At 69.4% G+C, this 25,385-nt stretch carries 21 protein-coding genes; 13 read left to right on the forward strand and 8 right to left on the reverse strand.

All coding sequences use genetic code 11. The features are described from left to right. The first annotated feature begins 61 nt into the window (after positions 1-61). Genes ACFVVM_RS04330 through ACFVVM_RS04350 form a run of 5 tightly spaced genes read left to right on the forward strand, consistent with a single transcriptional unit; the run spans position 62 to position 3,967 of the window. Positions 62-1,450: a sensor histidine kinase gene (locus ACFVVM_RS04330; protein WP_387612831.1), complete on the forward strand. Its 1,389-nt coding sequence runs from the start codon at positions 62-64 to the stop codon at positions 1,448-1,450. Continuing rightward, positions 1,428-1,838 carry a roadblock/LC7 domain-containing protein gene (locus ACFVVM_RS04335; protein ID WP_302872329.1) on the forward strand — a complete coding sequence of 137 codons (411 nt, stop codon included), beginning with the start codon at positions 1,428-1,430 and terminating at the stop codon, positions 1,836-1,838. The genes ACFVVM_RS04330 and ACFVVM_RS04335 overlap by 23 nt, the downstream gene beginning before the upstream one ends. Continuing rightward, positions 1,838-2,188 (forward strand): DUF742 domain-containing protein, encoded by a 351-nt coding sequence (locus ACFVVM_RS04340; protein WP_071928220.1) that lies wholly within the window; start codon positions 1,838-1,840, stop codon positions 2,186-2,188. The genes ACFVVM_RS04335 and ACFVVM_RS04340 overlap by 1 nt, the downstream gene beginning before the upstream one ends. After that, on the forward strand, positions 2,163-2,762 hold the full coding sequence (locus ACFVVM_RS04345) for an ATP/GTP-binding protein (protein WP_071928221.1): 600 nt from the start codon (positions 2,163-2,165) through the stop codon (positions 2,760-2,762). The genes ACFVVM_RS04340 and ACFVVM_RS04345 overlap by 26 nt, the downstream gene beginning before the upstream one ends. 2 nt (positions 2,763-2,764) lie before the next feature. Beyond that, positions 2,765-3,967 carry a cytochrome P450 gene (locus ACFVVM_RS04350; protein WP_387616748.1) on the forward strand — a complete coding sequence of 401 codons (1,203 nt, stop codon included), beginning with the start codon at positions 2,765-2,767 and terminating at the stop codon, positions 3,965-3,967. A gap of 6 nt (positions 3,968-3,973) precedes the next feature. Here the strand turns inward: ACFVVM_RS04350 and ACFVVM_RS04355 are convergent, their stop codons facing one another. Next, positions 3,974-4,528, reverse strand: a complete 555-nt coding sequence (locus ACFVVM_RS04355; RefSeq protein ID WP_387612834.1) for a TetR/AcrR family transcriptional regulator — start codon at positions 4,526-4,528, stop codon at positions 3,974-3,976. 208 nt (positions 4,529-4,736) lie between these two features. Between ACFVVM_RS04355 and ACFVVM_RS04360 the strand changes: the two genes are divergently transcribed. From ACFVVM_RS04360 to ACFVVM_RS04370, 3 genes are all read left to right on the forward strand, one after another. Beyond that, entirely contained in the window at positions 4,737-5,969 is a 1,233-nt protein-coding gene (locus ACFVVM_RS04360; protein WP_387612836.1) for a cytochrome P450, read from the forward strand. Positions 5,970-6,287: 318 nt separating this feature from the next. Next, the gene (locus ACFVVM_RS04365) at positions 6,288-7,217 is read left to right on the forward strand and encodes a carbohydrate-binding protein (RefSeq protein WP_387612838.1); all 930 of its coding nucleotides are present in this window, start codon (positions 6,288-6,290) and stop codon (positions 7,215-7,217) included. Positions 7,218-7,347: 130 nt separating this feature from the next. Next, the gene (locus ACFVVM_RS04370; protein ID WP_387612840.1) at positions 7,348-7,740 is read left to right on the forward strand and encodes a hypothetical protein; all 393 of its coding nucleotides are present in this window, start codon (positions 7,348-7,350) and stop codon (positions 7,738-7,740) included. Positions 7,741-7,791: 51 nt separating this feature from the next. On the opposite strand, the gene ACFVVM_RS04375 is transcribed toward ACFVVM_RS04370, so the two are convergent. Then, positions 7,792-10,362, reverse strand: a complete 2,571-nt coding sequence (locus ACFVVM_RS04375) for an ATP-dependent Clp protease ATP-binding subunit (protein ID WP_387612841.1) — start codon at positions 10,360-10,362, stop codon at positions 7,792-7,794. A 314-nt stretch (positions 10,363-10,676) separates the two neighbouring features. Here ACFVVM_RS04375 and ACFVVM_RS04380 point away from each other — a divergent pair, with 314 nt between their 5' ends. After that, entirely contained in the window at positions 10,677-12,743 is a 2,067-nt protein-coding gene (locus ACFVVM_RS04380; RefSeq protein WP_387612843.1) for an AMP-binding protein, read from the forward strand. On the opposite strand, the gene ACFVVM_RS04385 is transcribed toward ACFVVM_RS04380, so the two are convergent. The 3 genes from ACFVVM_RS04385 to pruA are packed head-to-tail and all read right to left on the reverse strand — an operon-like array spanning position 12,726 to position 15,984. Then, a complete protein-coding gene (locus tag ACFVVM_RS04385; protein WP_387612845.1) occupies positions 12,726-13,337 on the reverse strand; it encodes a TetR/AcrR family transcriptional regulator in 612 nt (203 codons plus the stop codon). The genes ACFVVM_RS04380 and ACFVVM_RS04385 overlap by 18 nt on opposite strands. A gap of 38 nt (positions 13,338-13,375) precedes the next feature. Next, positions 13,376-14,332 (reverse strand): proline dehydrogenase family protein, encoded by a 957-nt coding sequence (locus tag ACFVVM_RS04390; protein ID WP_387612846.1) that lies wholly within the window; start codon positions 14,330-14,332, stop codon positions 13,376-13,378. After that, entirely contained in the window at positions 14,332-15,984 is a 1,653-nt protein-coding gene (gene pruA / locus ACFVVM_RS04395; protein WP_387612848.1) for an L-glutamate gamma-semialdehyde dehydrogenase, read from the reverse strand. The genes ACFVVM_RS04390 and pruA overlap by 1 nt, the downstream gene beginning before the upstream one ends. Positions 15,985-16,118: 134 nt before the next feature. Between pruA and ACFVVM_RS04400 the strand changes: the two genes are divergently transcribed. Together ACFVVM_RS04400 and ACFVVM_RS04405 are read left to right on the forward strand one after the other, a co-directional pair. Continuing rightward, on the forward strand, positions 16,119-17,924 hold the full coding sequence (locus tag ACFVVM_RS04400) for a PucR family transcriptional regulator (protein WP_387612850.1): 1,806 nt from the start codon (positions 16,119-16,121) through the stop codon (positions 17,922-17,924). Between the two features lie 140 nt (positions 17,925-18,064). Next, entirely contained in the window at positions 18,065-20,014 is a 1,950-nt protein-coding gene (locus ACFVVM_RS04405; protein WP_387616750.1) for an alkyl/aryl-sulfatase, read from the forward strand. Between the two features lie 5 nt (positions 20,015-20,019). Here the strand turns inward: ACFVVM_RS04405 and ACFVVM_RS04410 are convergent, their stop codons facing one another. After that, a complete protein-coding gene (locus tag ACFVVM_RS04410) occupies positions 20,020-20,820 on the reverse strand; it encodes a VOC family protein (RefSeq protein WP_387612852.1) in 801 nt (266 codons plus the stop codon). A 238-nt stretch (positions 20,821-21,058) separates the two neighbouring features. On the opposite strand from ACFVVM_RS04410, the gene ACFVVM_RS04415 reads away from it, so the two are divergent. After that, positions 21,059-23,095, forward strand: a complete 2,037-nt coding sequence (locus ACFVVM_RS04415) for a CocE/NonD family hydrolase (RefSeq protein WP_387612854.1) — start codon at positions 21,059-21,061, stop codon at positions 23,093-23,095. Between the two features lie 12 nt (positions 23,096-23,107). Here ACFVVM_RS04415 and ACFVVM_RS04420 read toward each other — a convergent pair whose 3' ends face one another. After that, positions 23,108-24,025, reverse strand: a complete 918-nt coding sequence (locus ACFVVM_RS04420) for an LLM class F420-dependent oxidoreductase (RefSeq protein WP_387612856.1) — start codon at positions 24,023-24,025, stop codon at positions 23,108-23,110. Positions 24,026-24,156: 131 nt separating this feature from the next. On the opposite strand from ACFVVM_RS04420, the gene ACFVVM_RS04425 reads away from it, so the two are divergent. Next, a complete protein-coding gene (locus tag ACFVVM_RS04425) occupies positions 24,157-24,639 on the forward strand; it encodes a gluconokinase (protein WP_387616752.1) in 483 nt (160 codons plus the stop codon). Here ACFVVM_RS04425 and ACFVVM_RS04430 read toward each other — a convergent pair. Further along, a complete protein-coding gene (locus ACFVVM_RS04430) occupies positions 24,630-25,376 on the reverse strand; it encodes a M50 family metallopeptidase (RefSeq protein ID WP_387612858.1) in 747 nt (248 codons plus the stop codon). The two genes, ACFVVM_RS04425 and ACFVVM_RS04430, sit on opposite strands and share 10 nt — an antisense overlap. Positions 25,377-25,385: the final 9 nt, after the last annotated feature.

Genomic DNA, 25,385 nt, shown 5'->3' on the forward strand with positions numbered 1-25,385 from the left:
GGGCAGGCCGGGCAGGGCCCACCGGCCAGGGCGTCGCGTGGTCACGACGACGAAAGATCTGATGAACTCAGGAATCGCGGTGCTGCTACTCGCCATCGGAGCACCGCTGTTACTGCTCGCGATGGCCGTTGCCGTGGTGGCGATGCGTAACGAGCGCCAGCAACGACTGCGCGCCGACGCCGCGATCCGCGAACGCCTCGCCGCCGAAGAAGCCCTGCTCCAGCTGGCGCGCACCACCCTACCCGCGATCACCGAAGCGGTGCGCCGCCACGAGATCCCGACCGTGGCGGTCGACGTGCCCGCGGACCTGGGCGACTCGCAGTTCGGCCAGGCGCTGCAGTGGATCGCGACCGGGCACGCCGAGGACCTGCGCACCGTCACCGAGGACACCAGGGCGATGGTCGAGCGCTACGGCGAGCAGCGCCGCACCAGCGAGGTCAAGGCCGCCCAGGAGCAGGCGCGGGCCGAGGTGGCGGCGTCTTCGCGCGCGGCCACCAGCGCCGCGGTGCGGTCGTTCGGCACCTCGGTGGTCAGCCTCGGCACCGACCTCGGTCAGGTGGTCAGCTCCGCGCTGCGCGAGCACCGCGACGACGCGATCTACGAGACGCTGACCCGCATCGACCACACCGTGCAGCAGATGATCCGCCAGGCCCAGTCCTATGTGATCGTCTCCGGTGGTCTGCCCGGTCGCCGCTGGCCACAGCAGTCGCTCACCGATGTCGCGGGCGGTGCCACCGGGCGGGTGCGCGAATTCCTGCGCGTGCGCTCGGGACAGTGCGAACGGATCGTGATCAGCCGCGCGGTCGAACCGCTGGTGCACACCCTCGCCACGCTGCTCGACAACGCGCTGCGCTACTCGCCGCCGTCCTCGTTCGTCGAGGTCGGTTTCCAGGAGGGCCATCACGGCGTCACCGTCATCATCGACGACGCGGGCATGCGGATGAGTCCCGAACAGCTCGAGGACGCGCGGCTGGTGCTCAGCGGCGAACGTCCGGTCGACATCCACGATCTCGGTCCGGCGCCGAAGGTCGGTTTCCCCGGCATCGCGGCGCTGGCCGGTCGCTACGGGTTCTCGGTCCATGTCGACGGACCGAACATCTTCGGCGGTATGCGGGCCATGGTCTACGTGCCGTCGGCGCTGCTGGTCAGCGGTGCCGCGCCGCGGTTGCCCGAGCCCGAACTCGCCGCTCCCGCACATATTCCGGTTCCGGTGCCTACGCTGGTCGAAGCCGAGGCGCCCAGCGCCGCGGTGCACGAGATCACCAGTGGCGGGCTGCCCAAGCGCCGCCGCAGGCCGGTCGCCCCGGATTCGGCGGGGGTGGCCACCGAATCGGGGCAGGCTCGCCCCGACCTCGCCGCTGCCTGGCACAGCGGTTCCCGCAGCGGTCGCGCCGCTGCGGCCGAGCGAACCACGGAAGGAACAGCCGATGAGCACACCGGTGGCAGATAGCACGAACCGACTGGCGTGGCTGCTCGAGGATCTGGAGATCCCCGGCGTCCGCTTCGCGGTGCTGCTGTCCGATGACGGACTGCGCATCGCCCATTCCCGTGGCGTGGCCAAGGACGATGCCGAGCGGTTCGCCGCGGCCGCGTCGGGTCTGCGCTCCCTCGGCAAGGCGCTCGGCGAGTTCTGCGGCGGGTCGTCGAACTCGGTGCGCCAGAACATGACCGAGTACGACGAGGGCATGATCATGATCACCGCCGCCGGGGTCGGCGCGCTGCTCGGGGTGGCGACGACGGTCGACGTCGACGTCGCGCTGGTGGCGCACCGGATGAACGAGCTGGCCTCGCGCGTCGGGCACGAAATCGGCGCCGCGCCCCGGCACGGTGGCAGGTAATGAGCCGGGGCAGGCGCGATCCCGACCTGGTCAGGTCGTACGTGCGCACGGGTGGGCGGGTCCGAGCGGCCCATGAACTCGACCTGGTGACCCTGGTCAGGGCCGTCGCCGACGGCAGGCCCGACCATCGTCCCGACGAACGCCGCCTGTTGGCGCTCACCAGCCGCCGCGGCGCGCTGTCGATCGCCGAGTTGTCGGCCTATCTCGATCTACCCGCTTCCGTCGTGAAGATCATCGTGTCCGATCTGCTCGACAGCGGCCATCTGCAGTGCCCGACACCGGCTGAGGTGAAGCCGGAACTCGCGTTGATCAAGGAGGTACTGCATGGTCTCCGTGCCATCGCGGGCTGAGGTCGAATACGTCGCCGAGACCGTGACCCGGTCGGTGAAGATCCTGGTCGCGGGGAACTTCGGCGTCGGCAAGACGACATTCGTGTGCGGGGTCTCCGAGATCCGGCCGCTACGGACCGAGGAGACCATCACCGAGGCCAGTATCGGCGTCGACGACATGGCCGGGCTCGGCAGCAAGGTGCAGACCACCGTCGCCCTCGACTTCGGCCGGCTCACGCTCAATCCGCAACTGGCGCTGTACCTGTTCGGCACGCCGGGGCAGGAACGGTTCGCCCCGCTGTGGGAGGAACTGGCGCGCGGCGCGCTGGGCGCGCTGGTGCTCGTCGACACCCGGCGCATCGAGAAGGCCGACGACGTGCTCTCGGCGCTCGAGCAGCGTGGCGTGCCGTACGCGGTGGCGGTCAACGAGTTCGAGGGATTCCGGCGCTATCCGCTCGAGGAGGTGCGGGAGGCGCTCGATCTCGCGCCGGACACCCCGGTGGTCGCGGTGGACGCGCGGCGGCGCGATCACGGACTGCGTGCCCTGATCACCCTGGCGGAGTACCTGTTCCGTAGGCAGGAAGCAGCAGTGTGACCATGCTCGACCCCGTGGCCGAGGCGCGGGTGCCGATGTACGCACCCGAGTTCGCGGCCGATCCGCAGGCTGCCTATCGGGAGATGCGGAGTCGCTTCGGCTCGCTGGTGCCTGTCGAACTGTCCCCGGGGATCCGGGCGACGCTGGTCATCGGGTATCACACCGCGGTCCGGATCCTCAACGATCCCGACCACTTCCCGGCCGATCCGCGCATGTGGCAGCGCGACATCCCGCCGGACTGCCCGGTGCTGCCGATGCTGCAGTTCCGTCCGGCCGCGCTGCGCACCACCGGTGCCGAGCACGCACGGTACCGGCAGGCCAACGTGGCCGGGATCGCCGGGGTCGACCTGTACGCCATGCACAGCACGGTCGAGCAGTTCGCGATTCCGCTGATCAACAGCTTCTGCGCGACCGGGTCGGCGGATCTGTTGAGCCAGTACGCCTTTCCGCTGGTCTTCCAGGCGCTGAACTCGATGCTCGGCTGCACCCCCGAGATCGGGGCGAAGGTGGCCACCGGGATGGCGCAGATCTTCGAGGGCGACGAGGCCGAGGCGGGCAACAACCTCCTGGCGACGGCGCTGTCGGACCTGGTCGCGCTGCGCCAGCGCGAGCCCGGCGACGATGTCGCCACCCGCCTGCTGCACCACCCGGCGGCGCTCACCGACGAGGAGATGGTGCACCAGCTGCTGGTGCTCTACGGTGCGGGGATCGAACCGATGCTGAACCTGGTGGTCAACACGCTGCGGCTGATGCTCACCGACGATCGCTTCGGCGGCAGCGTCCTCGGCGGCAGCCTGTCCACCCGCGACGCGCTCGACGAGGTGCTGTTCACCGATCCGCCGCTGGCCAACTTCTGCATGACCTACCCGCGCCAGCCCATCCTGGTCGACCAGACCTGGCTGCCCGCGCACGAACCCGTCGTGATCAGCATGTCCGCGTGCAACAACGATCCGGCCATCGCCGGGCGCGATGTCGTCGACAATCGCGCGCACCTGGCCTGGAGCGCGGGCCCGCACGGCTGTCCCGCCAAGTCGGTGGCCTACCTGATCGTGCAGGACGCGATCGACCAGCTCCTCGACGCCCTCCCCGAACTCACCCTGGCCGTGCCCGCCGAGCAACTGGTCTGGCGACCGGGCCCCTTCCACCGCTCCCTGGCCGCACTACCGGTCGAGTTCCCGAAGACCCCGCCGCTGCCGATGCCCTGAGCGGGTTCATCGAGCCCGGAGCGCTGGTCCGACGAAACGTTCGACCAGGTGTCGTTCGGCCGCGGCGTCGGGCAGCGGCCAGGTGAGCAGGGACAGCACCACGCGCACGATCCAGCCCGCCGCCGCGTCGTCCGGGACGATGCTGGTGAGGGTGGTCGCGATGCGGCCGAGTTCGGGTGCGTCGGCGAGGAATTCGTCGGTGTCGGCGGAGCGGTGCCGGATCAGCCACTGCCGCAGGACCGGGTCGGCGCGAATGGCCGCGACGGCGGCCAGGATGGCCTCGACCGGTCGTCGGGCGGGCGGCACCGGATCGATGGCCGCCTCCACCCTGGCGACGACATTGCCCGCGGCCCGGACCATGACCGCCCGCACGATCCGTGGTTTCCCGCCCGCGTAGCGGTACAGCGTCGCGCGCGAGCAACCCGCCGCGGCGGCGATGTCCTCGGCGGTGACCATGTCGATGCCCCGCTCGAGGAACAGGGCGAGGGCGGCGCGTTCGATGCGGTCGACCGCCATGGCGCGCCGGTCGCCGCCCGCCAGCCAGTCGGTCTGTCCGGTCATCCGCAGACTCCTCGGTTCGCTGTCTCGAGCTGAGACATCCTGTCGAATCTGTCTAGTCGAATCGGTGCTGGAAGAAGGTGGTTTCACCGATCTTCGAACCATGCGTTCCGGGTGATCCGCTGTCGCAGGACGAGACGGTCGTTGCCGTGGCCGTGTCACCGCGAGACGGTGTCGGTGCTCGACAGCCCGACCACGAAAGGCGGCAACCATGGACCTCGACGCGCTGGATCTGTTCGACGCGGCGGTACTGGACGATCCCACCCCGCTCTACCGCGCGCTGCGCGAGAACGCGCCCGTGCACCGGGTGCCGGGAACCGACTTCTTCCTCGTCGCCTCCTGGGACACGGTCGCCGAAGCGGCCCGGCGGACGACGGAGTTCTCCTCGCATCTGACCGGTGTGCTCGTCGACCGGCCGGGCGCGGCGCCGACGACCTTCGATCTCGACGCGACCGGGCAGGGCCTGCACGTTCTCGCCACGGCGGACGGCGATGTGCACAGCGCGCATCGCGGCATCGTCGGCCCGGCACTGGCCAAACGGGTCCGCGCACTGGGCCCGTGGGTGAACGCGCTGGTCGAACGACTCTGGTTCGAGGAACTCGACGGCGACCGAATCGACTGGGCCACCGGGATCGCCGACCGGCTGCCGTTGGCACTGATCGCCGAACTCGCCGGCCTACCCGGCGCGGATGTGCCGCGACTGCTCACCCTGGCCTACGACTCGACCGAGATGCTGGGCGGCGTCGTCGCCGAGGGACGGATGCCCGCGTTGATCTCCTCGGCGGCCGAACTGGCCCACTACTGCTACCTGGCCGTCACCGGCGCTACGCAGCGGACCGGTGCGCCGGATTCGCCACAGACACTGCTCGACGTGCTCGTCGCGGCCGTGCGCGCGGGCACGATCGACGAGCCGCAGGCAGTGCTGATCCTGGTGCAGCTGATCGGTGCCGGCGGTGAGTCGACCGCGGGTCTGATCGCTTCGGCAGCCCGGCTGCTCGCCACCGATCCTGGGCTGCAAGCACATATGCGCGAGCGCCCCGACCTGATTCCCGCGTTCCTGGACGAAGCGCTGCGCCTGGAGTCGCCGTTCCGCGGCCATCACCGTCATGTTCTGGTCGACACCCGGCTCGGTGGTGTCGATCTGCCCGCGGGCAGCCACCTGCTGCTGCTGTGGGGTGCGGCGAACCGGGATCCGGTGGCCTATCCCGATCCTGACGTCCTCGCCTTTGATCGCCCGCGCGGTCGCGCGCACGCGGCCTTCGGCGCGGGAGCCCACTTCTGCATCGGCTCGGCATTGGCCCGGTTGGAGGCGACGGCCGCGATCACGCTGCTGCTCGAGCGCACCGAGCGATTCGGCCTCATCGACGCGGAGCCGCCGCGCTGGGTACCGAGCCTGTTCGTACGCCGCCACGCGACGCTTCCCCTGCGCGTCATCGGCCACTGACCGTCGGTGCACGGCCCGCGTACTCGCGCGGGATGCGGGCTCGGGCACACGAATTCGGGGGAGGCGCGCAACATTCGCCAGTGCTCGTCTCGCGGAGGGAACGCAGGCTGGTAAGAGCGCTTGTTTCGAACATGGCTACCTATCGTGAGAATCTGGCAAATCCTGGGACAGCGTGGAACAGCACGGTTAGCGGAGGGTTTGCCTCGTGTGGATACCGGTTGGTTCTCTCCGGATTGTTCGCCGAATTCGCACATGGAGGAATCGGTCGATGAATACCGGTCGGTAGCGGTCTTTTCCCTTTTGGAGACCGCTTGACGGGTGATCTTCCTCGTCCTACTGTCCTGTCACTCGAAATGTTCTACCGGACGGCACGTCAGCCCCCTGCCGTCCTCCGTGTGCGTTTTCCTAGGAGTGAAGATAGTGCGAAGTAGAATGCTGTCCGTCATGGGCGCGATGGTGTTGGCGCCCATTGCCACCGCGCTCGTTCCGGCCGCGAATGCCGAGGCCCACGGCTGGGTCACCGGACCGGCGAGCAGGCAGGAACAATGTGCCAAAGGGATCGTGTCGTGTGGGCCGATACGCTATGAGCCGCAAAGCGTCGAGGGGCCCAAAGGATTGACCAATTGCAGTGCGAACAGATATCTCGAACTCGATGACGACAGTCTGGGCTGGGTGCCGCAGAAAGTATCCGGGAGCACGACATTCACCTGGCAGAACACCGCGAATCATCGCACCCTGAATTGGGAGTATTTCCTCGGCGGCACGCGGATCGCGGTTTTCGACGGCCGTAACGAACAACCGTCCATGCGGGTGAGTCACACGATCGATCTGTCGAAGTATTCCGGTCGCCAGAAATTGCGCGCGGTCTGGAACATCGGCGATACCGCGGCCGCCTTCTACAGCTGTGTCGACCTCGAGATCAGCGGCGGGGGCGGCGGCACACCCCCGACCACCACGCCGAAGCCGACCACTTCGACGCCGAAACCGACCACTCCACCGCCCACGACGACCCCGCCCCCGACGACCACGAAACCACCGGTGACCACGACGAAACCACCGGTCACCACGACAACACCCGGCGGCGGCCACGAACACCCGACCACCGCACCCTGGCGGCAGCACGCCACCTACGCCGTCGGCGACAAGGTCACCTACCAGGGCGTCACCTACAGCTGCCGCCAGGCACACACCGTCCACGACCCGAATTGGACGCCACCGAATACACCCGCCCTCTGGTCGCGGGCCTGACCGACGGGGTCGGCGAGAAAAGGAAACGTTTCGTGTGTTCTCCCCCCATCGATCCGGCGATGGGGCCAGGATTGACACCGACTCGCCGACCTCGCGTTCGGTCGGCCCCGCAGCACAAGGGACGTGAGATATGAGTGACCGGAAATTCGCCCTCGCCGTCGCCGCCACCGGAACCGCACTGCTGGCCATGACGATCGGCGCACCTTCGGCATCGGCCGGGGTCTCGCAATTGAGCGTGCTCCCCGGACTCAGTTTCGGATTGGCGACCGACTACGGCACCGGGTGCACCCACCAGTTGCTGGCCCGCCTCAGCGTCGGCATCGATCCCGTTTCCTTCTACGACAACGGCTCATTGCTGGCCGTCGTCACCCCCACCGACGGCATCGCCACCTTCGAGTGGGTGCCGTCGAGCACCGGCGCGCACTCACTCGCCGCCATTCAGAACGGTGTCGGTCGCGGCATCGACGTGAGCGTCGGCCGTGGCTACCGGTTCGGGGAATCCTGCGTGATCACCGGCGGCTGATTCGACCACGGTGGCCCGGTCCGCACGGATCGGGCCACCCTCGTGTCCGGATCATTTCTGGTCGACCAGCTTCTTCTTGTCGCCCTTTTTCGCCGCCGGCCTCTTCGCGCCCTTCTTCGGCGCGGACCCGTTGCCGGAGACGTCCTCGGTCGATGTCACAGCGGTGACGACCAGATCGTCGTCGGCGGTGTCGACATTCACCGTGGCGCCCGGTTCCAGTCCGCCGTCGAGCAGCAGCCGCGAGATCCGGTTGTCGAGTTCCTTCTGCACCGTGCGCCGCAGCGGCCGGGCACCGTACTCGGGCTGGAAGCCCTTGTCGCCGAGCCAGTCCACCGCGGACTCGCTGATGTCGAGCCCGATGTCCTGGGCGGCCAGCATCCGGCGGGTGCGGTCCAGGATCAGGTTCACGATCCGTTCCAGCTGCGACTTGTCGAGCCGGTGGAACACCACCGTCTCGTCGATCCGGTTGAGGAACTCGGGCCGGAAGTGCTGACCGAGCCGTTCCATCAGCTCCGGTTCGATCGCGTCCAGGTCGCCCTCGGGGGCCTTCAGGATCAGGTCCGAGCCGATGTTGGAGGTCATGATCACGATCGTGTTCTTGAAATCGACCGTGCGGCCCTTGGAATCGGTGACCCGGCCGTCGTCGAGCAGCTGCAACAGCACATTGAACACATCCGGGTGCGCCTTCTCGACCTCGTCGAACAGGATCACCGAATACGGCTGCCTGCGCACCTTGTCGGTGAGCTGGGCCGCATCGTCGTAGCCGACGTATCCGGGCGGGGCGCCGACGAGCCGGGAGACGGTGTGCTTCTCCTGGAACTCGCTCATGTCGAACCGGATCAGCCGGTCCTCGTCGCCGAAGACGGCCTCGGCCAGCGACTTGGCCAGCTCGGTCTTGCCGACACCGGTCGGGCCGAGGAACAGGAACGAGCCGATCGGCCGGTTCGGATCCTTGAGCCCGGCCCTGGCCCGGCGCACCGCCTCGGCGACCGCGACGATCGCCTCGTCCTGGCCGATCACCCGCTTGTGCAGCACGTCCTCGAGCTCGAGCAGGCGCTGCTTCTCCTCGGCGGTGAGATCGGCGACGGGAATGCCGGTCTGGCGCGAGATCACCTCGGCGATGTCGACCACGTCGACCTCGGGGTCGGCGGCGGTGACGCCGGATTCCTCGAGCTCCTGCTCGGCGGCGGCGATGTCGGCCTTGAGTGCCTTGGCCTTTTCGTAGTCCTCGCCCGCGACCGCGGCGTCCTTCTCCCGATTGAGGCGGGCCAGCTCCTCGTCCTTGGCCCTGACCTCCGGATCGGGGGTACCCGAACGCAGCCGCACGCGCGCGCCCGCCTGGTCGATCAGGTCGATCGCCTTGTCGGGCATGAACCGGTCGGTGATGTAGCGGTCGGAGAGCTCGGCGGCCGCGATCAGCGATTCGTCGGAGTAGCGCACCTGGTGGTGCTCCTCGTAGACGTCGACCAGGCCGCGCAGGATCTCGATGGTGTCGGCGACCGACGGTTCGGCCACCATCACCGGCTGGAAGCGGCGTTCGAGCGCGGCGTCCTTCTCGATGTACTTGCGGTACTCGTCGATCGTGGTCGCGCCCACCACGTGCAGGTCGCCACGGGCGAGCGCGGGCTTGAGCAGATTGCCGGCATCCATCGACCCCTCGCCGCCGCCCCCGGCGCCGACGATGGTGTGCAACTCGTCGATGAACACGATCAGTTCGTCCTTGTGCGCGCGCACCTCGTCGAGGATCTTGGTCAGCCGCTCCTCGAACTCGCCGCGATACTTGCTGCCCGCCACCAGCGACCCGACATCGAGCGCGATGACGCGCCGGTCGGTGAGCGTGGACGGCACGTCCCCGTTGACGATCCGCTGCGCCAGCCCCTCCACGATCGCGGTCTTGCCGACCCCGGGATCACCGATCAGCACCGGATTGTTCTTGCGGCGCCGGGAGAGGATCTCGATGGTCTGCTCGATCTCCTCCGCCCGGCCGACCACCGGGTCGACCAGTCCCTCGCGGGCCTCGGCGGTGAGGTCGCGGCCGTACTCCTCCAGGGTGGGGGTGTCGGACTTCTCCTTGCGCGGCGACGGCAACGGCTGACTGCCCGCGCCACCGGTTCCGCCACTGCTCTGGGTCGCGGCGATCCCGGAACCGAGGATCTGCGCCGCCACACTGTCGGACAGCGAGGCGATGCCGAGCAGGATGTGTTCCGGGCCGAGGTAGCTGCTGCCCGCCTGCGCGGCCTGGCGCTGGGCGGCCCGCAGGGCCAGTTTGGTGGCGGGGCTGAGAGTGATGTCGGCCAGGGTGTTCTCGCTGGGCTCGCCGGTGTCGAGATAGTCCTGCAGATCGTCGGCGAGCTGGTCAGGGTCGAGCCCCAGCTCGGCCAGGATGCTGCGTCCGGGCTCGGCCTCGGTGGCCGCGTAGAGCAGGTGCTCCGGGGTGATCTCGGGGTTGCCCCAGTCCCGCGCCGCCTCGCGCGCCGAACCGACCAGCAACTTCGCGTTGTCGGTCATCAGCCGACTGAGATCGATGCGCTGTACCGGCGGTTTCGCCGACATCCCGGAACCGAAGAACCGCTGGAAGATGTCGTCGAACGGGTCTGTCGAACCTGCCCAGCTCGCTGTCATGCCCACACCTCTTCGCTCGTCACGCCGCGCGTCGCGGCGACTCCTGCAGATCGGGTCGGTACTGCCAGCAATACTTCGGCAATGCGCGGCGGCGTGCAAGCGGTTGGACAGTTTCACATCAGCAACATCGTGAGGTGTGGCGCGCAAACCAAAATCCGGCCGAATCGCCCCGAAACCACCGGTTTTGTCTGATTCTTGATCGGGGAGCGGCACGGACGGGTAGCGTGACGACCCGCGCGGTGGTATTGGCCGTCGCGCCCATATTTGCCCGCCGACCGAGCTGGTCGAACAGGCCGACGGGAAGAGCACGGAGTTTGGTCAACGACGTCATCGATGTCAGCGCGGATTTCACGATCGCGCGTCAGGCATTGTGGGATGTGCTGCTGGATCCGCAGAGTTATCCGCGGATGTTCACCGGCATAGGTAGTTGTGAACGCGTCGAGCGTCCCGACGGGGCGGTCGTCTGGCAGGTGCGGGTCGGCTCGGCCGCCGCGGGCATCCAGACCCACGAGTTCGTGCTGTCGATCGGCCGCTGGTACGAGAGCTTCGAACTGCGCAGCCCGGTCCTCGGGAGTTTCGTGTCCGTGCGGCTGCGCGGGGATGTGGAGCGCACCCGGCTCGACATCACCCTGTTCGCCGCCGCCACCGTCCATCCCGCGCTGGCCAATCGCGGCAACTCGGCGGTCACCGACTGGGTCAAGGCCGGGCTGCGCCGGACCTCCGACGTGATCGCCGGCACCCGCTCCTCGGTGGTGATCAACGCCGAGCGTTCGCCGCTGCGCCGCAACGCCGGGGTCGCGCGCAGCATCGCGGCCACCGGTCTGATGCGGCCCGAGCCGGTGTCGATGGTGAAACAGCTGCGGGTGCTGTCGAAATGGGGTTTCAACCTCGCCGGTGGCTACGCCGCGGGCGCCGCGCACGAGCCGGACCGGGTGGCGATCATCGACCCGATCCGGCAGCGCAGCTTCGCCGAGGTCGACGCGCGCTCGAACGCGCTGGCGGGCGCGATGTACGCACTGGGCCTGCGCGCGGGTGACGCCATCGGCCTGCTGGCCCGCAATCACGCGGGCATGGTCGAGACCATGGTCGCGGCGGGCAAACTCGGTGTGGACGTGGCGCTGCTCAACGCCGGACTGTCCGGGCGCCGGATCGAGGAGATCGTGCAGCGGCACCGTCTCAGCGCGGTCTACGTCGACGGCGAGCTGGAAACGCTGATCCGCTACCTGCACAGCGAGATCCCGCGCTTCACCACCGATCAGTGCCCGCCCGACCCGGAGCGCACGACCGTCGACGGGCTGATCGCGCTGGGCCAGGACGACTTCCCGGTGCCCGCGCACCCCGGCCGGCTGATCGTGCTCACCTCCGGCACCAGCGGGTCACCCAAGGGCGCGCGCCGCCCGCACGCCAAGGGCTTCAGCACCATCGCCGCACTGCTGTCGCGGATTCCGTTGCGCGTGGAGGAGGTGATGCTGATTCCGGCGCCGCTGTTCCACACCTGGGGCCTGGCCGGTCTGCAGCTGAGCACCGCGCTGCGCGCCACGGTGGTGCTCACCGACGGGTTCGACGCCCTCGACTGCCTGCGCGCGATCGCCGAGCACAAGATCAGCACGCTGATCGTGGTGCCCACCATGGTGGAACGGCTGCTCGACGTGCCCGCGGACGTGCGCGCGGGCTTCGACCTGTCCAGCCTGCGGCACGTGGTCAGCTGCGGCGCGCCACTGGCCGGGGCCACCGTGCTGCGCTTCCTCGACACCTTCGGCGACGTGCTCTACAACGTCTACGGCTCGACCGAGGTCTCCTGGGCCAGCGTCGCCACACCCGACGACCTGCGGGTCTCGCCGACCACCGCGGGCAGGCCCCCGCTCGGCACCAGGGTCGCGGTGCTCGGCCCGGATCTGCGGCCGGTGCCGGTCGGCTCCACCGGGCACATCTTCGTCGCCAACCACATGCTCTTCGACGGCTACGTCAACGCCGCGCCGCCGGAGGAGGCCGACGGCATGCTCGACACCGGCGACCTCGGCTATCTCGACGCCTCGGGCCGGTTGTTCGTGGCGGGCCGCGACGACGAGATGATCATCTCCGGTGGCGAGAACGTCTTCCCGCGCCCGGTCGAGGAGGCACTGGCCCATCTGCCGCAGATCACCGAGGTGGCCGTGGTCGGCGTGCCCGATCGGGAATTCGGGCAGCGGCTGGCCGCTTTCGTGGTGAAACGCGAAGGCGCGGGCCTGGATTCGGACATGGTCCGGACCTACATCCGCAACCGCCTCAGCCGCTTCTCGGTGCCCCGCGATGTCACCTTCCTCAGCGCCCTGCCGCGCGGGGAGACCGGCAAGATCCTCAAGCGGGTGCTGGTTCGCCCGGAATCAGCGCTGAGCGAGTAGCCGCCAGAGCGCGCGCTCGATCGTCGTCGAGGCCTGTTCGGCGGTCAGCCCGCGCCGGTCCTGCAAATGGTGACGCATCGGCCAGGCGAGGGTTCCGTCGACCAGATCGAGCAGCTCGTCGTCGACCGCGCCGTCGGGTGCGGTGAGTTCGGGCGCGAACAGGGTGGCCAGCGTGGTGCGGATGCGTACGTCGGTGCGGCGCATCCGAGTGTCGATCGCCGGGGTCACGCGCGATTCCCGCAGGCCCGCCAGCCGGGGCGTGCGCTGCAGGGCGAAGATCGCCGCGCTCTGCTCGACCGCGAGCGCGATCCGCTCGGCGAGCGGCCGGGTGGGATCGGGCTCGGTAAGGCAGGCCTCCACCATCGCCGACTGGCGATCCATCGCCGCGACGAGCAGCGTTTCCCGGTCGGCGAAGTGCACGAAGACGCTGCGCACGGAAGTCCCCGCCCTGGCGGCGATCTCACGGGAGGTGGGCTCGATGTCGCCATCGCCGACCGCGGCGAGCAGTCCGTCGATGATGGCCTCGCGCGTCTTGTCCGGATCGCGCCGCCGTCGGGGCCGCCGCTCGTCCGCTGTCTCGGCCTGTGACCTCATCGACCCATCTCAGCACAGACCGCCGCGGCCCGGGTGGATCACTGCCCGCCGACGAGCGCGCGCAGGAAGAACCCCAGGTTGGCGGGGCGTTCGGCCAGGCGGCGCATGAAATAGCCGTACCACTGGTCGCCGTAGGGGACGTAGACGCGCACGTGATTGCCCGTGTCGGCGAGGCGCTGCTGCTCGTCGGCCCTGATGCCGAACAGCATCTGGTACTCGTACTCCTCGGTCTTGCGCTGCGCGGACTGCACGGCGACCGTGGCGGCGCCGAGCACGGCCGGATCGTGCGAGGCGATCATCGGATAGCCCGCACCCGCGACGAGCACGGCCAGACAGCGCAGATACGAGGCGTCGACCTCGGTCCGGTCGCGGAAGGCCACCGACTCCGGTTCGTCATAGGCGCCCTTGCACAACCGGATTCGCGATCCCGGCCCCGCCATCGCCCGGCAGTCCTCCTCGGTGCGGCGCAGATACGCCTGCAACACCGTGCCGAGCCACGGGAACTCCGCGCGCAGTTCCCGCACGATCGAGAGCGTGGAGTCGGTGGTGGTGTGGTCCTCGGCGTCGACGGTGACCCACAGTCCGGCGGCCTCGGCGGCGGCGCAGATCTGGTGGGCGTGGTCGCGGGCGATCGCGTGCCCGTCTCGGGGCAGGGCCTGACCCAGGGCCGAGAGCTTCACCGAGACCTCCAGCGGCCGAACGGCTCCGGCCGCCACCTCCGCCTGGGGCAGACGGCCGAGCGCGGCGATCAGCGACAGATAGTTCGCGACGGTGGCCTGCGCGCTCGCGAGATCCGTGGTGTCCTCACCCAGGTAGTCGATGCTGACGAAACGACCGGAGCGCAGCAGGGTCCGCGCCGCGTCGACCGCCTGCTCCTCGGTGGTGCCCGCGACGAACCGGGCCACCACCGCGCGGCTCACCGGCAGCCGGGTGACAGTGCGTTCGAGACGCGCGGACCGGGCGGCGGCGAGCATGGTCGAGCGCAGTGCGGACATCAGCGGACCTCCGTCTCGGGTGCCTGGTGCGGATAGCGGTGCTCGGTGGGCGGATCGAAGGTCTCCTTGATGGTGCGCGCCGAGGTCCAGCGCAGCAGGTTCTGCGCGGACCCGGCCTTGTCGTTGGTGCCCGAGGCCCGCCCACCGCCGAAGGGCTGCTGGCCGACGACCGCGCCGGAGGGCTTGTCGTTGATGTAGAAGTTGCCCGCCGCGAAGGTCAGCCGTTCGGTGGCGGCGGTGATCGCGGTGCGGTCCTCGGCGATGATCGAGCCGGTGAGGCCATAGGCGCTGCCGCGATCGACGAGGTCCATGGCGTCGGTGAAACCGGTCGGCGTGCTGTCGTCGTAGACGTGCACCGCCAGCATCGGGCCGAAGTACTCGGTGCGGAAGATCTCGTCGGTGGGATCGTCACCGACGACAACGGTGGGCTCGACGAACCAGCCGACACTGTCGTCGCTGTGGCCACCCGCCATCACGGTGAGTCCCTGGGTCGCCTTGGCCCGGTCCAGCGCGGCGGTGTTGCGGTCGAAGGCGCGTCGATCGATCAGTGCCCCACCGAAATTCGTGAAATCGGTGATGTCGCCGTAGCGCAGCGCCGCGGTGTGCTCGATCAGCTCCTCCGACATGCGCGCCCACACCGAGCGCGGGACGAACGCGCGCGAGGCGGCCGAGCACTTCTGGCCCTGGTAGTCGAACGCGCCGCGCAGCAGGGCGGTGGTGAGCACCGCCGGATCGGCCGAGGAGTGCGCGAGCACGAAGTCCTTGCCGCCGGTCTCACCGACCAGCCGCGGATAGGTCCGGTACCGGTCCAGCCTGCCCGCGACCTCGCGCCACAGGTGCTGGAAGGTGGCCGTCGAGCCGGTGAAGTGGACACCAGCCAAGCGCGGATCGGCCAGGACGACCTCGGAGATCTCCGGGCCGGGACCGTGCACGAGGTTGATCACCCCGGGCGGCAGTCCGGCGGCCTCGAGCAGGCGCATGGTCAGGTAGGCGGCGAGGGCCTGGGTCCGCGCGGGCTTCCAGACCACGGTGTTGCCCATGAGCGCGGGCGCGGTGGGCAGATTTCCCGCGATGGCGGTGAAGTTGAACGGCGTGACCGCGTAGACGAAGCCCTCCAGCGAGCGGTACTGCATCCGGTTCCACACCCCGCGCGTGGAAATCGGCTGCTCGGCGAGGATCTGGCGGGCGAAGGAGACATTGAACCGCCAGAAGTCGACCAGTTCGCACGGGGCGTCGATCTCGGCCTGATAGGCCGACTTGGATTGTCCGAGCATGGTCGCGGCGCAGATCCTGGCCCGCCACGGCCCGGCGAGCAGGTCGGCGGCGCGCAGGAAGATGGCTGCGCGATCGTCGAACGACATGGCCCGCCAGGCGGGAGCCGCGGCCGTGGCGGCCTCGACAGCGGCGGCCGCCTCGGCGGCGCTCGCGTCGTGGAGGGTGCCCAGGACAGCGGCGTGCCGATGTGGTTGGACCACGTCGAAAGCCGGGCCGTCGCCGCGGAGATGACGGCCGTCGATGACGTGCCGGATGTCGGTGGGGGTGGTGGTCAGCTCGGTGAGTGCGGACTGCAGCCGGGCGCGCTCCGGCGTTCCTGGAGCGAAGGTGCCGACCGGCTCGTTGACCGGCGGTGGGGTGGTCGCGATGGCGTCCATGGGTGCGGCTCCTGCGTCGTGGCGGATACCTGATGTGACGTAGTCAACACCGGCACGGAGCGGTCATAATCGTCTGATCGGACGAATCGATGGTGATTCTTTGGTCCAATCTGCCAACATCCGGGAGGCGCGCGATGCTCGACGAGGACACCACGCTCGGCGCGCTGCTCAGCGCGCTCGACCACACCGTCGCCACCCTGGTCGACGCGCCGGCGGGGGAGCAGGTGGCGGTGCGGTCGGTCGCGCTGGTCGAACCCGCCGACCTGCCCGAACACCTCGAGACCCACGGTGCGCTGCCCGCGGTGTACCTGCTCGTCGGCGTCGATGCCGAGGCGACGGCACACTGGCTGCACGGTGTCGGCGATCGGGAAGCCGGGCAGCGGCCGCGGGTGCTGATGACCAAGAGCGCCAACGACTCGCCCGAGGTGCGCTCGGCCGCGCACGCCGCCGGGATCGCGCTGGTGCACGTGCACCGGCACGCCCGCTGGGACCAGGTGTTCGCACTGGTGCGCCGCACGCTCGACCGCTCACCCGGTCAGCGCGCGGCAGGCGACGACCACGACCTGCTCGCGCCCGACACCGACCTGTTCGCCCTGGCCCAGGTCGTGGCCAGGGAGACCGACGGCATGGTCTCCATCGAGGACCCGCACTCGCATGTGCTCGCCTACTCGGCCTCCGACGCCTCCGCCGACCAGCTGCGCATCCGCTCCATCCTCGGTCGCGAAGGTCCCGGCGACTATCTGCGAATCCTGCGCGAATGGGGTGTGTTCGACCGGGTCCGCCGCAGCGAGGAGGTCGTCGACGTGCCCGAGCACCCCGAACTCGACATCCGCCGCCGACTCGTCGTCGGCATCCGGCGCGGCACCGACGGTGCGCAATCCAGAATGCTCGGCACCATCTGGCTCCAGCAGGGCGATCGACCGCTGCGCCCCGATGCCGCCGAGGTGCTGCGGGGTGCCTCCGCGGTGGCGGCGCGGATCATCGCGCGCGGACTGGACGCACCCTCGACCGAGGCACTGCTGGTACGCCGACTCTTCGGCGCACACGGCGAAGGCGTCGACATCCCATCGGTGGCCGCTGCGCTGAACCTGCCCGTCGCCGGTCCGGCCGCGGTGATCGGCTTCGCACAATTCCGTCCGGCCAGCCCCCTCGGCCCTATCGGCCGGCGCACGTCGGGCGGCCATGGCGCGCCGGCGGATCCGGGGACCACTGTCGCCCCGGCGGGCGCGGTGAGCGCGGCCGGCTCGCGGGGTGCGGTCGGTTCGGTCGCCTCGGCGGGGGCGATGGGTTCGGCCGGCGCGATCGGTGCGGATGACTCGGCCACTCGGCTGAGCGCATCGAGCGGGCTGATCCGATTGCACGCCAGTGCTTTTCGCGATGACTCGGTCACCGAAGTGATCGATGACCGGGTCTATGTCCTCCTGCCGAGCTATCACTCCGAAACCGGCGTCAGCTCCTGGGTCCGGCGGCTGGTCACTCAGCTCGAGGAGTCGCGCGGGCTGATCGTGCGAGCCGCGATCGCCGCACCGGTCGCCGGTCTGACCGCCGTGGCGGGTGCCCGCGCCGAAGTCGACCGGGTGCTGGACTCGCCCGCCACCTCCGGCGGCAGTGTCACCACCCTGGCCGACGCGCGCACCGCGGTACTCCTCACCGAGATCGTCGACCTGATCCGAGCGCACCCCGACCTCCACGACCCGCGTCTGCGCACCCTCGACGAATACGACCGAACGCACGGCGCCGAACTGCGCGTATCGGCGCAGACGTACCTGCGAGCCCACGGCGAGGTCAGCACCGCCGCCACGGAACTGCGCATCCACCCGAACACGCTGCGCTACCGCCTGCGACGGGTGGAAGCGGTACTCGGCGTCGACCTGGCGGACCCCGCGGACCGGCTCCTGCTCGAGATCCAACTGGCCGCTGTGCCCGTTTCCCTGCCCTGAGGACGCTATTGCAGTTAGTGTGCAATAGCGACGGCAGTTGTTGGCGAAAGGGTGCAGTGATGGATAGCGAACGGGGCGCGTTCTCGCGTCGGGGCGTGCTGGGTGTCGGGGTCGGCGCGGCCGCCGCGGTGGCGGTCGGGATGACCGTCACCGGATGCGGCGATCGGCCGCGCGGCATCGACCCGGCACGGACCCAGACCGACCCCACCCCGGCGGTCACCGAGGCGAACCGTGCGGTCACCGACACCCTTCCCTTCGACGACATCGCCGATTTCGCCGATGCCGACCGCGGCTGGATCGCCGCCCTCGAACCGGGAAAGGTCACCGACGCATCGGGAAAGGTGGTGTGGGACAACGACTCCTACGACTTCCTCACCGGAAGCTGTCCGCAATCGGTGAATCCGAGCCTGTGGCGGCAATCCCAGCTCGCCGCCAAGCAGGGCCTCTACGAGATCGCGCCGGGCTTCTACCAGGTCCGCGGGCTCGACCTGTCGAACATGACGCTGATCGAAGGTGACACCGGCGTGATCGTCATCGATCCGCTGATCTCCGCGGAAACGGCGGCCGCCGGGCTCGCGCTCTACCGCGCCCACCGCGGCGACCGGCCGGTCACCGGGCTGATCTACACGCACTCCCATGTCGACCACTTCGGTGGCAGTCACGGCGTGATCACCCCGCAGGACGTGGGCGCGGGCCGCTGCCCGGTGATCGCGCCCGTCGGTTTCCTCGAACACGCCGTCGCGGAGAACATCTACACCGGCACGGCCATGTCACGGCGGGCCGCCTACATGTACGGCGCCGCGCTGCCACGCGGACCGAAGGGACAGGTGGGTTCCGGCCTCGGCCAGACCACCTCGATCGGAACCGTCGGTCTGGTCGCTCCCACACTCGACGTCACCCGGACCGAGCAGACCGAGACCGTCGACGGTGTGCGGATGGTCTTCCAGCTCACCCCGGGTACCGAGGCGCCCGCCGAGATGAACATCCACTTCCCCGAGCGGCGCATCCTGTGCATGGCCGAGAACGCCACCCACACCATGCACAACATCGTCACCCTGCGCGGCGCGCTGGTCCGTGACCCGCACGTCTGGGCGAAGTACCTCACCGATTCGATCAACCGCTACGGGCGCCGCGCCGATCTGGTGTTCTCCTCCCACCACTGGCCGATCTGGGGTACTGACCGGATCGTGGAATTCCTGTCGCTGCAACGCGACATGTACGCCTATCTCCACGACCAGACGTTGCGCCTGATGAACCAGGGCTATGTCGGTACCGAGATCGCCGAGATGGTGCAGATGCCACCCGCGCTCTCCGAATCCTGGTCGACGCGTGGCTATTACGGCTCGGTCAGTCACAATGTCAAAGCCATCTATCAGCGGTACATGGGCTGGTTCGACGGCAACCCCGCGCACCTGTGGGAGCATCCGCCGGTGGAGAACGCCCGCCGCCATGTCGCCGCGATGGGTGGTGCCGCCGCGGTGCTGCAGCACGCGCAGCGGGCCTACGACGAGGCCGATTACCGCTGGGTCGTCCAGCTGGTCAACTACGTCATCTTCGCCGACCCGGCGGACGAGACCGCGAAAGCGCTGCAGGCGAGCGCTTTCGAACAGCTCGCCTACGGCGCCGAGAACGCCACCTGGCGCAACTTCTATCTCAGCGGCGCCTACGAACTGCGCAACGGCTCCTTCGGTACGCCCACTTCGGCGAACTCCGCGGCGCTGGCGACCGCGCTGAGTGTGGAGCAGGTCTTCGACGCGGTCGCCCTGCGGATCGATGGCCCGAAGGCCTGGGCCACCAGGATGACCGCCGACTGGCGGATCGCCGACGAGGGCAACCGGATTCACCGCACCGAACTCCGCAACGGGATCCTGGTCCACTACGACCGCTTCCCCGGTGACGACCTGCCCGCCGCCGAGGCGACCATCACCCTCACCCGGTCGGCCCTGATCCGCAGCCTGGTCGGCGGCGGAGATCTGAAGGAGGGCGTACTGAGCGGTGACATCGCCATCGACGGTGATGCCACCGCGCTGGCGAAACTGCCCGGTCTGATCGACAAGCCGGACCCGAACTTCGCCATCGTCACGCCGTAGCGGCCTCAGATCCCAGTGGGTACCTCCCCGACGGCCTTGGCCGGATCGATCACCCCGAACACCTCGCCCTGCGGTCCCTGGACGACGGCGCCGCGTCCGAACGGACTGTCGCCGGGGCCGGTGAGCACGGTGGCGCCCAGCTCGGTGGCCGTGGCCAGGACGCCGTCGGTGTCCTCGACCTGGATCCAGGCCAGCCAGGCGGGCGGGGCACCCAGGGCGGCCGCGTCCATCATGCCGCCGACCTCGCGGGACCGGCCGGGCAGCGCGAAGGTGGCGTAGGTGAACTCGGGCGTGTCTGCGATGTCGGTGTAGTGCCAGCCGAACACCTCGGAGTAGAACGCGCGTGCCTGCTGGAATCCGGGAGTGTGCAGTTCGTTCCAGCAGTAGGAACCCGGCTCGTCGAACACCGCGGCACCGTGATGAGCCGCGGTCTGCCACAGGCCGAACACCCCGCCCGTGAGATCGGCGGCGACCGCCATCCGGCCTGCGTCGGCCACGTCGAACGGCGCGACGATCACCTGCCCACCGGCGGCGGTGATGCGTGCCGCGATCTCATCGGCGCTGTCGACCGCGAAGTAGGTCGTCCACACCGAAGGCATGTGAAGGCCGACGGGTTTCGGCCCCACGGCCGCCGCGGGTCGCCCGTGCAACCGGGCGATGAGATAGCCGCTCGGATCGACGGGATCGTCGGGGATGTCCCAGCCGAACAACTCGCTGTAGAACGCGCGAGCGGCGGTCGTGTCGTCGACCTGACAGTCGATCCAGCAGGGCGTGCCCTGCGGCCAAGCTTCGTCCCGTGTCGGCATGGTCGATCCTCCTCGTCGTCGTGGGTTTCGGCGCACCGGCACAAGCCAGTCAACCACCGGACACCGACACCTTCGAGCGCCCGGAAAACCCGCTGAACTGGAACGATCCGTGTTCACTGCGACAGTCCGAGCGGGCCGACCCTCGGCCGCGCATGTCGTTAGCGCTGTTACGGTTTCCGCGCCGATCGTGCGGTGGCTTGGTCAACGATGGAGACGAACCGGTCGGGGAGCGACACATATGGCAAGAGGTTCCGAGCGTGGAATGGTCCGGATGCTGGCGACGATCCTCGCGGTCGTCGTGGTCTTCGGTTGCGGTGGCGGACCGGCGGCCGGGCACCCGGGCGACGATCCGGCTCGACACTGGACCGCCCTGCACGACGAGCAGGCGGCCTACCCGGAGGTGAGGGTCGAGCGCGGTGTCTCGATCCCGATGAGCGACGGGGTCGTGCTCAAGGCCGATCTGTACCGGCCCGCCGATGCCGCGGGCGTCATCGAGACGAACCCGCTGCCGACCATCGTCAGCCTCACCCCGTACTCGAAACTGATGACCGGGCTGATCGAATCGGCCGCCGCCACCCCGGGTCTGCAGCCGATGGCCGTCGACCTCGTGCGCAGCCTGAACCTGTCGACCACGCCGATCAGCGGCTTCGGCGACCTCATGCAGGCCCTCGACGGCGGCATGATCCAGACCATGCTCGGCGTCGACCGCGCCCTCATCCGCAGCGGCTACACCGTGGTCGTCGCCGATGTGCGCGGAACCGGCCTGTCCCAGGGCAAGTGGGACACCCTCGGCGCGCGCGAACAGCTCGACACCCGCGAGGTGATCGACTGGGCCGCCACCCAGCCGTGGTCGAACGGGCGCATCGGCATGAGCGGCGGCTCCTACTCCGGCATCAACCAGCTGCGCGCCGCCGAGAACGCGCCCGCGCCACTGCAGGCCATCTTCCCGGTGGAACCCGGCAGCGACCTCATGCGTGACGTCGTCGCCCCGGGTGGCGGCGTCGGCACGACCTTCCTGCCGATGTGGCTGAACTCGGTCAACCAGTTCAAGCTCGTGCCCGATGTGGCCTCGATGGTCCAGGGCGAGTTCGACTGGACCTGGCTCAACGACCGCATCGCCGACCCCGCCACCAACTTCGACCTGCTCGCCCAGGCACTGCTCACCCCCACCCTGGACGACATGCCCCCCGAGCTCGCCGCGGCACTGGACGACAAATCCGATTTCCGCCAGGCGATCCTGGGCCGCCCCGAACAGATCACCGTGCCCACCTTCGTCTACGGCGGCTGGCACGACATCTTCGCCAACAGCGCCACCAAGCTCTACGAGCAGATCCCGCTGCCCGCCGGACGCAAACAGCTCGTCGTCGGCGACACCTACCACGCCAATCCCGGTGCGGGCACGGGCATGCCGGGTGCCCCGCCGCGTCTCGACGTCCTGCAGCGCGCCTGGTTCGACAAGTGGCTCAAGGACATCGACAGCGGCATCGAGGAATTCGGTCCCGTCACGGTCAAGCAGCAGGGTGGCGACTGGATCACCCTCGACCAGTTCCCGCAGCCGGGCGTCACGCATCGCCGGGTCTATCTGTCCGCGGCGGCCAGCGGCAGCACCGAGGACAGCCTGCACGACGGCTCCCTGTCGGCCACCGGCCCTGGCGCGACCGAAACACTCACCGTCGCACCGGGAATCACCACCGCCTGCTCCCGCGACGCGGCCCAGGGCTCGGCGGGCATGACCGCGGCCTTCGACCTGTGCGCCAAGGACGCCCGCATCGCCGAACGCAACGGGCTCACCTTCACCAGCGCCCCGCTGGCCGAGCAGACAGTGATCTCGGGCCCGATCAACGTGCGGCTCAACACGATTCACGATGCCGCCGACGGCTACTGGAACGTCACGGTCAACGATGTCGCCCCCGACGGCACCTCGACCGTCCTCACCACCGGCCAGCTCACCGCCTCGATGCGCGCGATCGACGAGCGCCGCAGCGCCCGCTCGGTCAACGGCGACCTCACCGCCCCGTTCAATCCGCTCAGCCTCGACCAGCTCCTGCCGGTGCCCACCGGACACCCGGTGGCCATCGACATCGCCGTCATCCCCACCCAGGCGGTGCTGGCGCCGGGACACCGCGTGCGGGTCGACGTCTTCGCGGGCAACTCGCCCAAGGGGCTGGCCTTCCGGCCGATGCTCAACAACACCGAGCTCAAACCCCAGCACCTGCACCTGGATCCGGCGGCCCCGAGTTTCGTCAACCTGCCGACCGACAAGCCGATCCCGTGACCGCCGTCGACCTCAGAGCTGCGATTTCACCTCGGCGGCGATGAGTTCGAGATGATCGAGATCGGCCAGGTCGAGGATCTGCAGGTAGATCCGGCTCGCGCCGATCTCGCGGTAGCGGGCGATCTTGTCGACGACCTCGGCGGGCGAACCGGCCAGGCCGTTCTCCTTCAATTCGTCGACCTCGCGCCCGATCGCGGCGGCCCGGCGTGCGACCTCGGCGTCGGTGCGCCCGACACAGGCCACCAGCGCGTTGGAGTACACCAGGTCGTCGGTGCGGCCGGCCGCGCGGACCGCGGCGCGCACCCGGTCGAACTGGGCGGCGCTGTCGTCGATCGAGGCGAACGGCATGTTGAACTCGGTGGCGTAGCGGGCGGCCAGGCGCGGGGTGCGGACCTTGCCGTTGCCGCCGATCAGCACGGGCACCGGATCCTGCACCGGTTTGGGCAGGGCGGGGGAGTCGGTGAGCTGATAGTGGTCGCCCTCGAAGCTGAACGTCTCGCCGGGCTTGGTCTCCCACAGCCCGGTGATGATCGCCAGCTGCTCCTCGAGCAGGCCGAAACGGTTGTCCGGGAACGGGATTCCGTAGGCCGCGTGCTCGGCCGCGAACCAGCCGCTGCCCAGGCCCAGCTCGACCCGCCCGCCCGACATCTGATCCACCTGGGCGACCTGGATGGCCAGCGGTCCCGGCAGCCGGAAGGTCGCGGCGGTCACCAGGGTGCCGAGCCGGATCCGGGAGGTGTCGCGGGCCAGTCCGGCCAGGGTGATCCAGGCGTCGGTCGGGCCGGGCAGACCGGAGGCGTCGCCCATGGCGAGGTAGTGGTCGGAGCGGAAGAACGCGTCGAAGTCGAGCTCCTCGGCGGTGCGCGCCACCGACAGCAGCGTGTCGTAGTCGGCGCCCTGCTGGGGCTCGGTGAAGATGCGGAGGTCCATGATCACCATCGTGCCCGATCCCGGTCCCGCGGGCGCGAATCGGCGCCGGGGCATGCGCGAGTATGTGAGGCTTGGCGGTGATCGATTCGGTGCGAGGAGGTCGTGTGGAGGACAAGCCCGTCATTGTCGTCATGGGGGTGTCCGGCAGTGGGAAGTCCACGGTCGGGGCGTTGCTCGCCGGTCGGTTGGAGTTGCCCTATGCCGAGGGCGATGGTTTCCATCCGCAGGCCAATATCGAGAAGATGGCCGCGGGGATCCCGCTCGACGACGCCGACCGCGCGCCGTGGCTCGACATCGTCGCCGACTGGCTCGGCGCGCACAGCGACCACGGGGGCGTCGCCGCGTGCTCGGCGCTGAAACGGGCCTACCGCGACCGGCTGCGCGCCGGTGCGCCGCAGACCTACTTCGTGTTCCTCGACGCGCCGCGCGTCGAGCTCGAACGACGGATGGCCGCTCGGCTCGGGCACTTCATGCCGACCTCGCTGCTCGATTCACAGCTGGCCACGCTGGAACCGCTGGAGCCGGACGAGGCGGGTATCACCCTGGACGCCACCGACGAACAGCAGCGCCTGGTGACCGAGGCGATGGTGGCCTGGGCCGCCGATCATCGCTGAAGCAGCGGATGCAACTGCTCGACCGGGGCGAGCATCAGCACGGCGCCACCGGCGAGGGCGGCCAGGCAGACGATGGTGAAGAACACCACCCACAGCAGCGCGGGCAGGTGCGTGAGCCGGGCCAGCTGATCGGCATCGGAGACGCCGGGACCGCGTTGCCTGCGCCTGCTGCGCTGCAACTCGATCACCGGGCGGACCGCGGCCGCGAGCAGGAACCAGGCGGCGAGATAGGCGAATCCGGCCTGCAGCAGGTCGTCACCGAACCAGGAGACGCCGAACACCGTCCCGCCGAGCACCAGCACGGTCACCACGCCGTAGATGTTGCGCACCTTGATCAGGACGGCGGCCAGCATGGCCAGGGTCGCCCACAGCATGATCGTGACCCGCCCCGAGCCCAGCAGTGCCGCGTACCCGAGCCCGAGCAGGGCGGGCGCGGGATACCCGGCGGCGGCGGTGAGGATCATGCCGAGCCCGCTCGGCTTACCGCTGGACACCGTGAGCCCCGAGGTGTCGGTGTGCAGGGTGATCGCGTGCAGCCTGCGCCCGGTGAGCAGGGCGAACAGCGCGTGCCCGCCTTCGTGTGCCACGGTGACCACGGCTCTGGTCAGCCGCCAGAGCGGCCGATAGCCGACGAGGACGAGCGCGATCACCGCGGTGACGAGTACCAGCCACCACGGTGGCGCGTCCTGGGGGGCGAGCAGTTGTTCGAACGACGAGCTGACGGATCCGGTGTCCACCGCCGCACC

Origin of the sequence: Nocardia sp. NPDC058176 (assembly GCF_042883805.1) — a bacterium.
Classification (GTDB): domain Bacteria; phylum Actinomycetota; class Actinomycetes; order Mycobacteriales; family Mycobacteriaceae; genus Nocardia.

Excerpts from the sequence above, each read along its gene's own strand:
- ACFVVM_RS04330 (WP_387612831.1), top strand. The coding sequence starts at position 62 with ATGAACTCAGGAATCGCGGTGCTGCTACTCGCCATCGGAGCACCGCTG.
- ACFVVM_RS04335 (WP_302872329.1), top strand. The coding sequence starts at position 1,428 with ATGAGCACACCGGTGGCAGATAGCACGAACCGACTGGCGTGGCTGCTC.
- ACFVVM_RS04340 (WP_071928220.1), top strand. The coding sequence starts at position 1,838 with ATGAGCCGGGGCAGGCGCGATCCCGACCTGGTCAGGTCGTACGTGCGC.
- ACFVVM_RS04345 (WP_071928221.1), top strand. The coding sequence starts at position 2,163 with ATGGTCTCCGTGCCATCGCGGGCTGAGGTCGAATACGTCGCCGAGACC.
- ACFVVM_RS04350 (WP_387616748.1), top strand. The coding sequence starts at position 2,765 with ATGCTCGACCCCGTGGCCGAGGCGCGGGTGCCGATGTACGCACCCGAG.
- ACFVVM_RS04355 (WP_387612834.1), bottom strand. The coding sequence starts at position 4,528 with ATGACCGGACAGACCGACTGGCTGGCGGGCGGCGACCGGCGCGCCATG.
- ACFVVM_RS04360 (WP_387612836.1), top strand. The coding sequence starts at position 4,737 with ATGGACCTCGACGCGCTGGATCTGTTCGACGCGGCGGTACTGGACGAT.
- ACFVVM_RS04370 (WP_387612840.1), top strand. The coding sequence starts at position 7,348 with ATGAGTGACCGGAAATTCGCCCTCGCCGTCGCCGCCACCGGAACCGCA.
- ACFVVM_RS04375 (WP_387612841.1), bottom strand. The coding sequence starts at position 10,362 with ATGACAGCGAGCTGGGCAGGTTCGACAGACCCGTTCGACGACATCTTC.
- ACFVVM_RS04385 (WP_387612845.1), bottom strand. The coding sequence starts at position 13,337 with ATGAGGTCACAGGCCGAGACAGCGGACGAGCGGCGGCCCCGACGGCGG.
- ACFVVM_RS04390 (WP_387612846.1), bottom strand. The coding sequence starts at position 14,332 with ATGTCCGCACTGCGCTCGACCATGCTCGCCGCCGCCCGGTCCGCGCGT.
- pruA (WP_387612848.1), bottom strand. The coding sequence starts at position 15,984 with ATGGACGCCATCGCGACCACCCCACCGCCGGTCAACGAGCCGGTCGGC.
- ACFVVM_RS04400 (WP_387612850.1), top strand. The coding sequence starts at position 16,119 with ATGCTCGACGAGGACACCACGCTCGGCGCGCTGCTCAGCGCGCTCGAC.
- ACFVVM_RS04405 (WP_387616750.1), top strand. The coding sequence starts at position 18,065 with ATGACCGTCACCGGATGCGGCGATCGGCCGCGCGGCATCGACCCGGCA.
- ACFVVM_RS04410 (WP_387612852.1), bottom strand. The coding sequence starts at position 20,820 with ATGCCGACACGGGACGAAGCTTGGCCGCAGGGCACGCCCTGCTGGATC.
- ACFVVM_RS04415 (WP_387612854.1), top strand. The coding sequence starts at position 21,059 with ATGGCAAGAGGTTCCGAGCGTGGAATGGTCCGGATGCTGGCGACGATC.
- ACFVVM_RS04420 (WP_387612856.1), bottom strand. The coding sequence starts at position 24,025 with ATGGACCTCCGCATCTTCACCGAGCCCCAGCAGGGCGCCGACTACGAC.
- ACFVVM_RS04425 (WP_387616752.1), top strand. The coding sequence starts at position 24,157 with ATGGGGGTGTCCGGCAGTGGGAAGTCCACGGTCGGGGCGTTGCTCGCC.